Source organism: Campylobacter sp. LMG 17559, from assembly GCF_024723605.1.
In the GTDB taxonomy this organism is placed as follows: Bacteria; Campylobacterota; Campylobacteria; order Campylobacterales; family Campylobacteraceae; genus Campylobacter_D.
Window position 1 is genome coordinate 51450 of the sequence record NZ_JANQCZ010000001.1, and the last position, 13765, is coordinate 65214.

Annotated in this window: 15 protein-coding genes; 8 read left to right on the forward strand and 7 right to left on the reverse strand. The window is 27.9% G+C overall.

Features of this window, described 5'->3' with window-relative positions:
• Positions 1 to 88: 88 nt before the first annotated feature.
• Both CAMP5082_RS00280 and CAMP5082_RS00285 read left to right on the forward strand, forming a co-directional pair.
• Positions 89 to 541: a methylated-DNA--[protein]-cysteine S-methyltransferase gene (locus CAMP5082_RS00280; protein ID WP_337205570.1), complete on the forward strand. Its 453-nt coding sequence runs from the start codon at positions 89 to 91 to the stop codon at positions 539 to 541.
• 1 nt (position 542) lies between these two features.
• Positions 543 to 1421 (forward strand): EamA family transporter, encoded by an 879-nt coding sequence (locus CAMP5082_RS00285; protein ID WP_337205571.1) that lies wholly within the window; start codon positions 543 to 545, stop codon positions 1419 to 1421.
• On the opposite strand, the gene truA is transcribed toward CAMP5082_RS00285, so the two are convergent.
• Genes truA through glmU form a run of 7 tightly spaced genes read right to left on the reverse strand, consistent with a single transcriptional unit; the run spans position 1375 to position 7616 of the window.
• A complete protein-coding gene (truA, locus tag CAMP5082_RS00290) occupies positions 1375 to 2109 on the reverse strand; it encodes a tRNA pseudouridine(38-40) synthase TruA (RefSeq protein WP_337205572.1) in 735 nt (244 codons plus the stop codon). The genes CAMP5082_RS00285 and truA overlap by 47 nt on opposite strands.
• Positions 2109 to 3134, reverse strand: coding sequence for an LptF/LptG family permease (locus CAMP5082_RS00295; RefSeq protein ID WP_214100351.1), 1026 nt, complete (start codon positions 3132 to 3134; stop codon positions 2109 to 2111). Before CAMP5082_RS00295 ends, truA begins: the two co-directional genes overlap by 1 nt.
• Positions 3131 to 3880: a prepilin peptidase gene (locus tag CAMP5082_RS00300; protein WP_337205573.1), complete on the reverse strand. Its 750-nt coding sequence runs from the start codon at positions 3878 to 3880 to the stop codon at positions 3131 to 3133. The genes CAMP5082_RS00295 and CAMP5082_RS00300 overlap by 4 nt, the downstream gene beginning before the upstream one ends.
• Complete coding sequence (uppS, locus tag CAMP5082_RS00305; RefSeq protein WP_337205574.1) at positions 3877 to 4545, reverse strand: polyprenyl diphosphate synthase; 669 nt, start codon at positions 4543 to 4545, stop codon at positions 3877 to 3879. The genes CAMP5082_RS00300 and uppS overlap by 4 nt, the downstream gene beginning before the upstream one ends.
• 1 nt (position 4546) lies before the next feature.
• Positions 4547 to 5167, reverse strand: coding sequence for a hypothetical protein (locus CAMP5082_RS00310; RefSeq protein ID WP_337205575.1), 621 nt, complete (start codon positions 5165 to 5167; stop codon positions 4547 to 4549).
• Positions 5164 to 6327, reverse strand: a complete 1164-nt coding sequence (coaBC, locus tag CAMP5082_RS00315) for a bifunctional phosphopantothenoylcysteine decarboxylase/phosphopantothenate--cysteine ligase CoaBC (protein ID WP_337205576.1) — start codon at positions 6325 to 6327, stop codon at positions 5164 to 5166. Before coaBC ends, CAMP5082_RS00310 begins: the two co-directional genes overlap by 4 nt.
• Positions 6324 to 7616 carry a bifunctional UDP-N-acetylglucosamine diphosphorylase/glucosamine-1-phosphate N-acetyltransferase GlmU gene (gene glmU / locus CAMP5082_RS00320; RefSeq protein ID WP_337205577.1) on the reverse strand — a complete coding sequence of 431 codons (1293 nt, stop codon included), beginning with the start codon at positions 7614 to 7616 and terminating at the stop codon, positions 6324 to 6326. Before glmU ends, coaBC begins: the two co-directional genes overlap by 4 nt.
• Before the next feature lie 136 nt (positions 7617 to 7752).
• On the opposite strand from glmU, the gene fliP reads away from it, so the two are divergent.
• From fliP to CAMP5082_RS00350, 6 genes are read left to right on the forward strand one after another with little or no spacing between them, the layout of a single operon-like run.
• Positions 7753 to 8487, forward strand: coding sequence for a flagellar type III secretion system pore protein FliP (fliP, locus tag CAMP5082_RS00325; RefSeq protein ID WP_012661688.1), 735 nt, complete (start codon positions 7753 to 7755; stop codon positions 8485 to 8487).
• 9 nt (positions 8488 to 8496) lie between these two features.
• Positions 8497 to 9408, forward strand: coding sequence for an AEC family transporter (locus CAMP5082_RS00330; RefSeq protein ID WP_263708127.1), 912 nt, complete (start codon positions 8497 to 8499; stop codon positions 9406 to 9408).
• A gap of 8 nt (positions 9409 to 9416) precedes the next feature.
• Positions 9417 to 11165, forward strand: coding sequence for a bifunctional anthranilate synthase component I family protein/class IV aminotransferase (locus tag CAMP5082_RS00335; protein ID WP_337205578.1), 1749 nt, complete (start codon positions 9417 to 9419; stop codon positions 11163 to 11165).
• The gene (locus CAMP5082_RS00340; protein ID WP_337205579.1) at positions 11162 to 11725 is read left to right on the forward strand and encodes an anthranilate synthase component II; all 564 of its coding nucleotides are present in this window, start codon (positions 11162 to 11164) and stop codon (positions 11723 to 11725) included. The genes CAMP5082_RS00335 and CAMP5082_RS00340 overlap by 4 nt, the downstream gene beginning before the upstream one ends.
• A 44-nt stretch (positions 11726 to 11769) precedes the next feature.
• Positions 11770 to 13026, forward strand: a complete 1257-nt coding sequence (locus tag CAMP5082_RS00345; protein WP_337205580.1) for a TolC family protein — start codon at positions 11770 to 11772, stop codon at positions 13024 to 13026.
• Entirely contained in the window at positions 13023 to 13763 is a 741-nt protein-coding gene (locus tag CAMP5082_RS00350) for an efflux RND transporter periplasmic adaptor subunit (RefSeq protein WP_039618581.1), read from the forward strand. The genes CAMP5082_RS00345 and CAMP5082_RS00350 overlap by 4 nt, the downstream gene beginning before the upstream one ends.
• Positions 13764 to 13765 lie beyond the last annotated feature (2 nt).

Below are 13765 nucleotides of genomic sequence, written 5' to 3' on the forward strand. Positions count from 1 at the left end.
TAAATCACTATTTTAACTAAATTTTTGCTTTAATAACAATTAATTAATTTAAAATTCATACAATGCTTGCTTTTAAATAAGGAAAAATATGTATCAAAGTTTTTATAAAGCTAGTTTTGCTTATATTCTTTTACAAAGTGATAAAGATAAACTTATTAATGTTGATTTTGCTATATATAAGCCTGATTTTACCAAAGATAAACACCTTGTTTTAGAACAAGCCTTAGAAGAACTAGACCTTTATTTTAACAAAAAGCTTTTTGCTTTTAGCACTCCCCTAGCTCTTCAGGGAAGCGAATTTGAACAAAAGGTATATAAAGCTTTGATAAAAATTCCTTATAGACAAACTAAAACTTATCAAGAAATTGCTTCTTTTATCAATCATCCAAAAGCTTTTAGAGCAGTAGGTAATGCAAATTCTAAAAATAAACTTGCAATTTTTATACCTTGCCATAGAGTGGTAGCTAAAAATCACTTAGGTGGATATAATGGTGGTTTATTTATCAAAGAAGCTTTACTTAAATTAGAAGGCGTGCTTTAAAATGCCAAGTTTATTACTAGCAAGTTTTATTTGGGCTTTTTCTTTTCCATTAATTGGACATTTTATTACCTTAGAAATGGATAGTTTTTTTGCAGCATTTGCAAAAGTTTTTTTATCTTTATTGGTATTTTTACCTTTTTTAAATTTTAAGATAAATTTGCATTTAAAATTAAAACTCATAAGCATTGGAGCTTTGCAACTTGGCGTGATGAATTTATTTTATTATCATTCTTTTTTATATTTAAGTGTAAGCGAAGTAGCGCTTTTTACGATTTTTACACCTTTTTACGTTGTGCTTTTTTATGGGCTTTTTTCAAAAAATATTAGATATTTATATTTTATAAGTATTTTTATATGCATTATGGGTGCTTTTGTAGTTAAATTTGATAATATTAACTCTAATTTTTTATATGGCTTTTTACTTATTCAAGGGGCTAATTTAGTATTTGGAGCTGGACAAAGTTTTTATAAAATTTTATTAGAAAAAAATACAAATTTAAGCCAAAAAGAAGCTTTTGCTTATTTTTATCTAGGCGCAACCAGTATAACCTTACCTGCATTTTTATTTTTTGGAGATTATAATAATTTACCATCCAATTTAAGCTCTTGGATAGCTTTGATTTATCTTGGGACTATTGCTTCAGGACTTGGATATTTTTTATGGAATAAAGGCTCTACTGAAGTAGATAGTGGAGTTTTGGCCTTGATGAATAATGCCATTATACCTATAAGTATTTTTATCAACATGAGTATTTTTGGAGTAGATGTAGAGCTGCTACCTTTTTGTATGGGGACTTTAATCATTCTTTTTTCATTTTTTATACATAAAAAAATCATGCATTATTATAATAAGAAATCTTACTCAAATATAAACCACTAGCAGGAGCTAAAAATCTACAATGAGCTTTTTTAGCATTAATTTGTTCTAAAAGCTCATTTTGGCTCATTTTTCCTTCTAATACTTTTAAAATACTTGCCATCATCATTCTAATTTGTGATCTTAAAAAACCATTTGCTTCAAAATAAAACACAGTGTAGTTGTTATAAGTATAAACTCTAGTTTTATACATTTTTCTTATGCTTGTTTTATTATCAGAGCCTTCTTTTTGAAAGAGTTTAAAATCATGCTCTCCTTCAAATAAAAATGCAATTTCATTGGCTAATTTAATATTTATTTTTGGATAAAAATACACATAAGAGGCTAAAAAAGGATTGTATTTTTCATGACTTATAATATAGCGATATGCTCTTTTTTGCACATCAAAACGCACTTGGAAATTTTCTTGCATTCTTTGAATATGCTTTATATGTATAAATGGGTGCGCAAAATGATTGATTTTATTTTTTAAATATACAAAATCTTTAAAATGTTCTCCCGCTTTTACACAAGCGACTGCATTAAATGCATGCACACCTTTATCAGTTCTTGAAGCAAATAAAGGCTTTTCATAAATACCCAAATGTGACAAGGCCTGCGCTAAGGTATCTTGGACACTAAGCTTATGTGGCTGGGTAGCTGAACCTTGAAATTTAGAACCATCATAAGAAAAAGTTAATTTTAAAAGCATTAATACTTACTTGCAATTTTTGCTTTAAAATAAAACAAAGAAGTAATTAAAAAGCTTGAAAAAATCACAGCAATAGCTACAAAAGGAGGATTATAAAAACTAATCAAAAGCGTAAAATAAGCAAAAATAATCACAAAAATTCCAAAATAAGCAAAACCTTTTTCATAACGATAAGTTACTATACCAAAAGAGAGTGCAAAAAGCACGCTGGCTAAAGGAAATAAAGCTATAAGAATATAAATAACAAATTCTTTTGCTTTTTCTTTATTGCTTGTTACATCAGACCAATACCCATAAAAACTTTGAGTATTTAATTCTTTAGAAGAAAGCTTGCTTTTAATTAATAAATTTTTAAAACTAGAAATATGCCAATCTTCTTCTTTAATCTCATAAGCTTTTCCTTCATCTAGCTTAAAAGTAATAACCCCATCATTGGTTTCTAACTTTCCTTCTTTGGCTAAAATCACTTGTTCTTTATCTTGTGGGTTTTTCTTTGGATGATACATTATGATATTTTTATAAGTTTCATCAGAATTTTTAGCATCAATAAAAACAAGCCATTCCCCATATCTTTGTCCAAATTCTCCTGTTTTTATGCTTACTTTAGCGCTAATTTTTTTATAATCTACAAAATTATCAAAAAGTTCAAAAGATATAGGTATAAAAACCAAAACCACCACAAGCATAAAAGCACTTACTAAAGCTGCAATTTTTGCAAAAAAACTTGCTATCATACTTGGAGCTATACTCAAAGCAAACAACACCGTGCTTTCATTTTCCCTAGAAAGTCTATAAAAGGCCAAAGTCAAAGCTATGAAAAAAGATATGGGTAAAGTAAAAATCAATATCTTTGGTAAAAGAAAAATATATAATTTGATTAATTCAAAAAAAGTAATTTCAATATAAGCAGTAATTTTAGCAAGTTGTATAAAAAATATAATCGAAACAATAATAAATAAAGTAAAAAATAAAGACAACATTGTGCTTAAAAACTGATTAAGCAAATACTTATAAACTAGTTTCATAATATACTTTCTACACTTAGATTAATCAAAATTCCGCAAAATAAAAAAGGAATCATAGGCATTTGATAATCTTTCTTGGCTATTTTTATAAACAACAAAAGACTTAAAAAACTTGCAATAAATAAAATTAAAAAGCCTTTTTCATAGCCAAAAATTCCAAAAATCAAAGCTATTATTATAACATCACCTTCCCCTAAACTTTCTAAAATTTCATCTCTTTTTTTAAAATTTTTAATAAAATTAATCACACTTTTTAGTATGAAAATTAACCCCGCCCCAAAACACACTCGAAATAAAAAGCTATCTTGAAAATCCTCTAAATTTAAACCATTTTGTAAAAAATCAAAACAAAAAGCTAAAATAAATAAAATCCAAAGCCAAAGCTCACTCACTGCTTTTAAATAATAATCCATCCAAGAAAGTGCTAATAATATAGCTAGCATACAAGCAAAAATTAAAATTTGAAAAACATCTTCGATTAAATAAAAAGCAAAGACAAACAAACACGCACAAAGAAATTCATTAAAAGGATAAATCAAAGAAATTCTTTCCTTACAAAAAGCACATTTGCCTTTTAAAAATACAAAAGATAACAAAGGAAAAAGATGATAAAATTTCAAAGTTTTAAGACACTTAGGACATTTTGATCTTGGACTTATTATGCTTTCTTTATTAATCGTTCTTAAAATCAAAACATTGACAAAAGAACCCATACAAAGCCCTAGTAATAAAAAGAAAAATATCATTTACCAAAAGTTCTTTTGCGTTTTTTAAACTCAGTAATAATATTTGCGATTTCTTTTTTAGTAAGTGCAGGAAATAAGGTTTGACTAAAATAAATTTCTGCATAACTTGATTGCCATAATAAAAAATTTGAAATTCTTTTAGCACTCCCTACCCTTAAAAACAAATCCACATCCTCGCTTAAGTCAAGATTTGCTTGTATATTTGCTTCGTTAATTTCAAGATTTTTTTCAATCACCTTTTTAACCGCTCTAACTATTTCATCCTTACCTCCGTAAGAAATAGCTAAATTTACGCATAATTTTGTGTAGTTTTTAGTTTGTTCTTGAAAATTTTGTATTTTTTTTAAGGTTAATTCATCTAAAAGACTTAAATTTCCTATGGCTTTAAAACACACTTCATTGGCTACAAATTTATTTAAAGACTCATCAAGATATTTATTTAATAGTTTAAAAAGAAACTCCACTTCTTCTTTTGGTCTTTGCCAATTTTCTGTACTAAAAGCATAAAGGGTTAAATTTTGAATTTTTTCATCTATACATACTTCTATGATTTTTTCAACAACTTTAGCACCTTGACTATAGCCAATTTTTTCTAAAAGTCCATTTTTTCTAGCCCATCTTCTATTGCCATCCATTACCACAGCAAGATGTTTTAACTCATTCATTCTATCCCTTTATATCCATCAATCTTTTAAAAACAAACATAGGATTAAGCGTATTAACTACTTCAAATTTAAAATACTCATTTAAAAAATGCGCTACTTTGGCAAAAGGTGTTTGTATGCGTATGATTTTACCATTATCAATTATAATTTTTAAAGCACCAAAAATTTCAAAATACAAATACACTTCTAAAATATTTCCATTTTTCTTAGCTTCAAACAAAGCCCTATTTCCCTCATAAACAAAAGGTATATGATAAATTCCTTCAAAAAATGCAAAAAACATTTCCTTATAAATTTCAAATTCATACGCACTTTTGCTTTCCATAAGTCTTTGGATAATGAATTTTTTATACCAAGCTTTTTCATCACCTTCTTGCAAAAGCTTTTCTATAAGTTCAGCCCCTTCTTCAAAAAGTCTAATTTTAGGCTTTTTCAAAAGATTTTTAAAAGAAATCACGCCTTTATTTTCATAAACTTCAGCTAAATATTCCTCCCCTACTTCAAGCTCTATCATACTTTTTGTTTCAAGCTTTTTAGTATTTAAAAGCAATACATAGCGATTATATGCACGTTTTTCCAAAATTTGCATTCTTACAGGTAAAGTTGAGTTGATGATATTCACCAAAGTTTCCTTAATTCTTGTGCTAAAACAAAGCCAAGTTTTTCTTTGCTTTGTTTAGAACTTTGAGAAATACTATCTTTAGTGATAAAACAAATGCTATTTTCATCACTTCCAAAGTTCATTTGCTCATTTAAGACATTTAAACACACCATATCTAAATTTTTACTAACTAAAGATTTTTTAGCATTTTCTAAAGCATTTTGCTCATCAAATTCCATTTTAAAGCCTATTTTTTTGCCTTTAAAATCTAAATTTTTTAAGATGTCTTCATTCAACTTTAATTTTAAATCAAATCCGTTTAAATGCTCATTTTTCTTAATCTTACCCTTATAAGCTTTTAGAGTAAAATCACTCACAGCAGCAGCCATAATTAAAGCATCAAATTCTTTGTATTTTTGCAATTTTTCTTTTAATTCTAAAGAAGATTTAAATTTTTCTAATTTATAAGGTGTTTTAAACTCTACTGAGCTAACTAACACTACTTTAGCACCTAAAAAATACAAAGCATCAGCAATTGCTTTTGCCATTTTTCCACTTGAAAAATTACTAATACATCTTACATCATCAATTTTTTCTTTAGTCCCGCCACCGCTTATAACAAAACTTTTATCTTTAAAAAAATCTTCTTGCATTAGACTTCTTTTTAAAGCATTTATAATGCTATCAAGCTCAGCCAAAGCCCCCAAACCCTCATCTTTACAAGCTAGAGTTTTAACTATAGGATCAATGATAATATAGCCTTGTTCTTTTAAATTTTTTAAAGAATTTTGAGTACTAAAATGTAAATACATATTTGTATTTGCAGCGGGTGCGATTAAAAATGGTTTATTTTTATCTACTGCTATTAAAGTTTGAATAAATAAATTATCCGCTATACCATGGTTTAATTTATTAATAGAGTTTATACTAGCAGGCGCAAAAAGCACACAATCACAAGTCTTGCTAAAGGCTATATGATTATTAGTATTTTGCCAACTTTCATTATCTTCACATAAAATTTCATCTACTAAAGCTTCAAAGCTAAGCTTAGTACCAAATTTTAAAACTCCTTGGCTTAGCAAAACTTTAACCCTAAAACCTTCTTTTTTTAATAAAGAAATAAGCTCATAAGCTTTATAAAAAGCTATGCTTCCACTTACTGCTAGTAAGATTGTTTTCATTTTTTACCTAGTTTTTTATAGTAAAAATCTTCTATGATTTGCACTTTTGCCCTATTAATATGTAAAGAACCTTTTTCTATATCCTTACACACAGTGCTTCCTGCTGCGATGATTACCTCATCTTTTATCTCAACCGGAGCGATAAATTGCGTATCTGAACCTACAAAAACATTTTTACCTATTTTAGTTTTATGTTTTTTAACCCCATCATAATTACAAGTGATAGTACCACAACCTATATTAGTTCCCTCATCTATTTCACAATCACCCAAATAACTCAAATGCCCTGCTTTAACTCCATTTAATAAAGCATTTTTGCATTCTACGAAATTTCCTATATGGGTATTTTTAAGCTGACATTTTGGACGCAAATGCGCCAAAGGCCCTACATCGCTATTTTCCACTATACTATCTTCAATCACACTTGAACTTTTAATGATAGAATTAATGATTTTTGATTTTCCTTCTATACGCACATTTTCATATACTTCACACTCACCTACAAACTCAACCTCATCTGAAATAAAAGTCGTCGCAGGCATGTGAAAAATCACGCCTTGCTTCATCCATTCTTTTTTAATCGCTTCTTGCATAAGATCTTGAGCTAGGCAAAGCTCAATTTTATCATTTACCCCCATAAAATCTTGCTCATTCACAAACACCGCATCGATTTCATAGCCCTTTTCTTTTGCTAAATAAACCGCATCGGTTAAATAATATTCTTTGGCTTTGTTATCATTTTTTATCAAAGGTAATACTTCTTTTAAAATTTGTGCTTTTATAGCATAAACACCACTATTGCAAATATTTATAGCAAGTTCTTCTTTGCTTGCATCTTTTGTTTCTACTATTTTTTGAATTTTATTTTCTTTTAATACTATTCTTCCATAACTTTTTGGATCTTTTGCCTCAAAAACTGCCACATTAAAATCACTCTCATTTAAAGCTATTTTTTCTAAATCATCTGCTTTAACTAAAGGCATATCGCCACATAAAATCAATACTTTTTCATGCTTACTCTCATAACCCCTTAAAGCTCCTGCAGTACCTGGAAAATTTTGCAAGTCTTGTTCTAAAAAACGTGTATTTGGAAAATGCTCTAAAACAACTTGTTCAACCTTTTCTTTTTGATGAGAAAGCACCACACACACATCATCACTAATCTTATATGCTTGTTTTAAAATATGTAAAATCATTGCTTTTGAGCAAATTTTTTGAAGTACTTTTGGATTTTGTGATTTCATACGCGTGCCAAGTCCAGCAGCCAAAATAAGCACAGAAATTTTCATAATTTACCTTTGTTTTAAAAATTATTGCTTATTTTAACAAGCTAAAGTAAAAATTCTTATTTTTATAAAATCATTTTTATTCTTTTAAGAGTAAAATTGCTAAAATAACGCTTTTAATTTTAACCAAGGAAATATTTTGAGGGTTTTACTAGCTTTATTTTTATCAAGCTTGGCTCTTTTAGGCGCTGAAGCAACTATACCAACTGTAAATTTAAGCCTTAGTGCTCCAAATAGCCCACAACAACTCGTAACAACCCTAAATATAGTCATAGTTTTAACCATACTAGCTCTTGCGCCTACCATTGTTTTTGTAATGACTTCTTTTTTAAGACTTGTTGTAGTGTTTTCTTTTTTAAGAACAGCTCTTGGCACTCAAACTATGCCACCAAATACTATTTTGGTTACCTTAGCTTTGATTTTAACTTTTTTCATTATGGAGCCTGTGGCTACAAAATCATACAATGAAGGTATAAAACCCTATATCGCTGAACAAATAGGTTATGAAGAAGCTTTTGCTAAAGGTGTTAAGCCTTTCAAAGATTTTATGCTAAAAAACACTAGGGAAAAAGACTTAGCGCTTTTTTATAGGATTAGAAATTTAGAAAATCCAAAAACCATAGATGATGTGCCTTTAACAGTTTTAGTGCCAGCCTTTATGATAAGCGAGCTTAAAACTGCTTTTGAAATAGGCTTTTTACTTTTCTTACCATTTTTGGTTATTGATATGGTAGTAAGCTCGGTATTAATGGCTATGGGTATGATGATGCTACCTCCTGTTATGATTTCTATGCCTTTTAAACTTTTGATATTTGTGCTTGTAGATGGATGGAATTTACTCATACAAAATTTAGTCAAAAGCTTTTTAACTTAGCAGAATAAAATGTATATTTTTTCTTCCTTATTTAGTATATTTTGTTTGCTTTTTGGTGGATATTTTGCTAAAAAAATCAAAATTTTAAAACAAAAACAAGCGCGTGCTTTTTTAGATTTTGCTATTATTTTTGCATTGCCTTGCTTGATTTTTGAGCGTGCTTATCATTTAAATTTTGATTTTTCTTTGATTGTTATTATATTGCTTGGGTTGGGCTGTGCTATTTTTTCAGCATTATGTTGTGTATTTTTAGCTCTTTGTTTTAAATTTAGCAAAAGCACTCTTGTAAGTATTTTTTTACTTTCTAGCTTTGGAAATACTTTATTTGTAGGTATACCTATTATTAGTGGAATTTATCAAGATCCTCATTTTTTGGGAGAGATTATCCTTTATGATGCTCTTGCCACTTCTTTGCCAGTGGCACTGCTTGCTCCCTTTATCATATCTTTAGCTAGTGAGCAAAAGGTAAGCTTTTTACAAAATCTTAAAAAAGTTTTTACTTTTCCACCTTTTGTTGCTTTGATTTTAGGACTTTGTTTTAAGTTTGCTACACTTCCTGATTTTATCTTTGAACCTTTGCGTATGCTTGGAGCTAGTGCCACACCTATAGCGCTTTTTGCCATAGGTTTAAATTTAGGCTTTTTAAGTATAAAAACTTCCTATAAAGCAACTATAATAGTCATTTTTGGCAAAATGATACTCACACCTTTAATCTTTTTAGTACTTTTAAAGCTTTTAAATTTCAAATTAAATCCTAGCTCTATCATCGCTTTACTTGAATCAGCTATGCCTACTATGACAATGGTTGCAGCTATGATTATGAAAGCAAAACTTGATACGAATTTAGCGGTTAGTTCTGTGGCTTTTGGTATAGTTTTTGCCTTTATTTCTTTACCTATTTGGGTATATTTTCTAAGCTAAGGATATCAATGGCATTTGTTATATTTGGAAAATATCTTTATGATGATCTTGCCTTTACCCTCAAAGCCTATACTCAAAAAGAAAGCAAAAAAGCTTTTAAAACCATAGAAAAATATAAAAGTCAATATTATTTTTTAGGTTATATCCAATATGAATTTTATAAATATCTAGAAGATAAAAATTATAAAAGCAAAGAACCTTTTTTGTATTTTTTTGCTTTTAAAACAAGAAAAATCTTTACAAGTGAAGAAAAAAATTTAGACTTTTATCCAAGTTTTTCATCCAATTTAAACCAAGAAAAGTATTTTGAAAGTTTTAACAAAGTTAAAGATGCTATAGCTAAAGGTCAAAGTTATCAAGTTAATCTCACTCAAGAATTACATTTACAATCAAATCTTAATGTGTATGAGAGTTTTTTAAGCCTTTATCCTAAGCAAAATACCCCTTATAAGGCTTATATGAAAAATGAATTTTTAGAACTAGCTTCATTTTCACCTGAGCTTTTTTTTAAAATCAAAAATAAAAAAATCATCACAAAACCCATGAAAGGTACAATCAAACGCTCAAATGATCCAAAAGAAGATGAAAATCTAAAAAACTTTTTAAAATGCGATGAAAAAACCATTAGCGAAAATGTAATGATAGTTGATTTATTGCGCAATGATATTTCAAAACTCATCAAAAAACATTCTTTAAAATGCGAACTTTTTAAGGTTAAAACCTATCCTACCTTACACCAACTCATTTCAAAAATAAGCGGAAAATTAAAGCAAAAAAATGATTATTTTAAAATTTTCAAAGCCCTTTTTCCATGTGGATCTATCACAGGCGCACCCAAAATAGAAACCATTAAACTCATAGAAAATTTAGAGCAAAGAAAACGCGGGGTTTATTGTGGAGCTATAGGTTTAATCTATAAAAACAAAGCAAAATTTAGCGTAGCCATACGCACTTTAGAGAAAAAAAATAATGATGATTTTTTAAGATATGGTGTGGGAAGTGGGCTTGTGTGGGACTCACAAAAACAAGATGAATTTGAAGAATTAAAACTAAAAAGCAAAATTTTAGAACCTAACTTTTACTTGTTTGAAACAATGTATTACAAAAATCATTCTATTTTATTTTTCAAAGAACATTTACAAAGAATTTTAAACTCAGCTAAATTTTTTGGCTTTGATACCCAAAGATTAATACATGATTTTAAAAATATACTAGAGAGTAAAGATAAAAAATCTCATTTTAAATCTTTACAAAATTTTAATAATTTTGTTTTCAATCATCATCATTTTTTTACAAAAAGTAATTTTACTCAAAAAGGCTCAAAAGCTATTAAATTAAAACTTTTCAAAAATGGCCTTTATGAGTTTGATTTTAGCAATATACAAGAAAATTCAAGCAAAAAACTACTCATAAGTAAAGATATCGTAAAAGTAAATCTTTTAACACACCATAAAACTTCTCTGCGTAGTTTATATGAAGCAAATTCTCATCTATGGAAAGAAAATATTTGCTATGACATAGTTTTTTTTAATGAGCAAGGCATACTTTGTGAGGGTTCAAGAACTAATATTATCATAAATTTAAATGATGAGTATTTTACTCCTTATGCCAAAAACTGCCTCAATGGCATTTATAGACAAGCACTCTTAAAACACAAGCTCATCAAAGAAAAAGATATCACTAAAGATGCGCTTTTAAATGCTAAAGAAATTTATGCTATTAATTCTTTAAGAGGCTTAAAAAGGGTGTTTTTGTGAGAGTTTTGATTATAGATAATTATGATTCTTTTACCTACACTATAGCCTTTTATTTAAAAGAATTAAATATTACTTATAAAATCATCAAAAACGATAAATTTAAAAACCCAAAAAAGCTTAAAAAATATGATTTTACCCATCTTTTAATCTCCCCTGGACCAAATTCTCCAAAAGAATCAAAACTAAGCTTAAAAGCTATAAAATATTTTAAAAAAGATAAAAAAATTCTTGGAATTTGTCTAGGACACCAATGCATAGCACATGTTTTTGATGGTAAAATTTCTAAACTTCCAAATCCGACTCATGGTAAAGTAAAAACTATAAAATTTAAACCAAATCCACTTTTTAAAAATCTTAAGCAAAATTTTAAAATTTGTTTATATCACTCTCTTTATGTTAGCCATATAGGTAAAAAATGTGAAATTTTAGCCCATAGTGAAGATAATGTCATCATGGCTTTAAAACATAAAAAATACGACATTTATGGAATCCAATTTCATCCTGAAGCCATACTAAGTCAAAATGGTAAAAAGCTACTTAAAAATTTTCTTGCTTTATAATTACTTTAAGTTATATTTTCTATAATAAAATAAAAAGTTTAAAAATGAAAATTTTATATTTACTTTTCTTGCCTTTATTTTTACTAGCTAATAATCTTAAAGAATTTATAGATTTAAGTTTAAACAATGAAAATTACTTACAAAAGCAACTTCAATTTTCAAAAAGTATTTTAGAACAAGAAAGCGTGCAAAATGCTTATTTGCCAAGTTTACATTTAGGTGTTTCTTATCTTGGCTCAAACAAAGATCGCTTTATCATAGAACCTCAAGAAAGTCTAATGAGTACTCTTTCGCTTAAATTTTTACTTTTTGATGGGGGTAATAGAGAAGCAAAAATCGCTAGCATGCAAAGTCTAAAACAACTTGCTCATCTTGAAAAAGAAAACATGGCAAATTATATGGCGCTTAGTGCTAGTGTTTTGTATTTTAATTATCTTAGTTTAGAAAGTATTATAGCAAGTGATAAACAAAAAGAAATCACTCTGCAAAATCAACTCAAGCGCTTAGAAAATTTTTACCAAGCTGGACTTGCTAGCCAAAGTGAGCTTGAGAGCATAAGAGCAAAATTTGAGTTAAGCTCTTATGAATTGGCTCAAAATGAATTAAAACTATATGAATTAAAAAATGAAATTTATAATCTTAGCAAAACGCATTTTACGCCTTCTTTTCAAAATATTTTACAAGAACCAAGTGCAGAAAAAAACAAAAGCTATGAAATAGCCCTTATGCAAGAAAAATTAAATTTAGAAAATTTAAAAATAGACTCTGCTAGAGCTGAGTTGTTTCCAAAAATATTTTTACAAAATAGTTTTAGTTTTTATGATATGAACTACAATCCTAAATTACCGCATGAGCTAAAATCAACAAGCGAAAGCTTTTTAAAAGAACATGGACAAAGCAATCGTTTTATTTTAGCTTTTGAGTGGAAAATTTTTGATTTTGGTGCTAATCAAAAAGCCTTAGAAGCTCAAAAATATACAAGTAAAATCACTCAATTAGAGCTTGAAAAAACTAAAAGAAAAGTAAATATAGAACTAGATAATCTTTTACAAGAAATTGAAATTTCTAAAGTTAAAATAAAAGCATTAAATGCAAGTTTCAAAGCAGCTAATTTAGCTTTTGAGGCCATTGAGAAAAAATACATTGCAGGACTTTGCTCATATGTAGAATACCTAAATGCATTAGAATTAAAATATAAAAGTCAAAGTCAACTTGAACTAGCTAAAAATGAATATGAAATTACAAAAGCAAGGTATTATTTTACAGCTGGAATTGATATAAAAACAAAGGTTTTAGAATGAAATTAGTATTTTTAATTTTATTTTCTCTACTCACTTTAAAAGCTGAAGAAATTTATGCTAGTTTTGATGTGCTTGCACAAAATCAATCAAAATTATCCTTGCAAAGTGCTGGTATAGTTAAAGCAATTTATGTGAATGTTAATGATAAGGTAAAAAAAGATCAAGTTTTACTTAAACTTGAAGATTCTAGTGAGCAAATAGCCTTAAAATTGGCACAAAATGAATACAAACTTGCCACTCTTGCACTAGAACATGCTAAAAGTTCTTTAGAAAAATTTAAAAAGGTACAAGAAGTTATAGATAAGCAAAGTTATGAAAATGTTTTATTTGAGTTTCAAAAAGCACAAAGCTTGCAACAAAAAGCCTTTTTAAATATACAACACTATAAAGACTTAATCGATAAAAAAACCCTAAAAGCACCTTATGATGGGATTATTTCTAACAAATATATTGACATAGGCGATGGAGCTAAGGGAATTTCTCATGTTTTATTTGATTTTTTTTCTTATCCAAAAGTAAAATTGCTTTTAAGTTTTGATGAAAAATTTAAAGATAAGATAAAAATCAATGATATTTTTATTTATAAAATAGACTCAAATGAAAAAGAATATCAAGGCAAAATCACACTTATTTATCCAAGTATAGACATAAAAACACGAAAAATTTATGCAGAAGTTGAGGCCTTAAACTTTACTCCAGGTTCTTTTGGAGAAGGAAAAATCATCACCAAGGATTAATC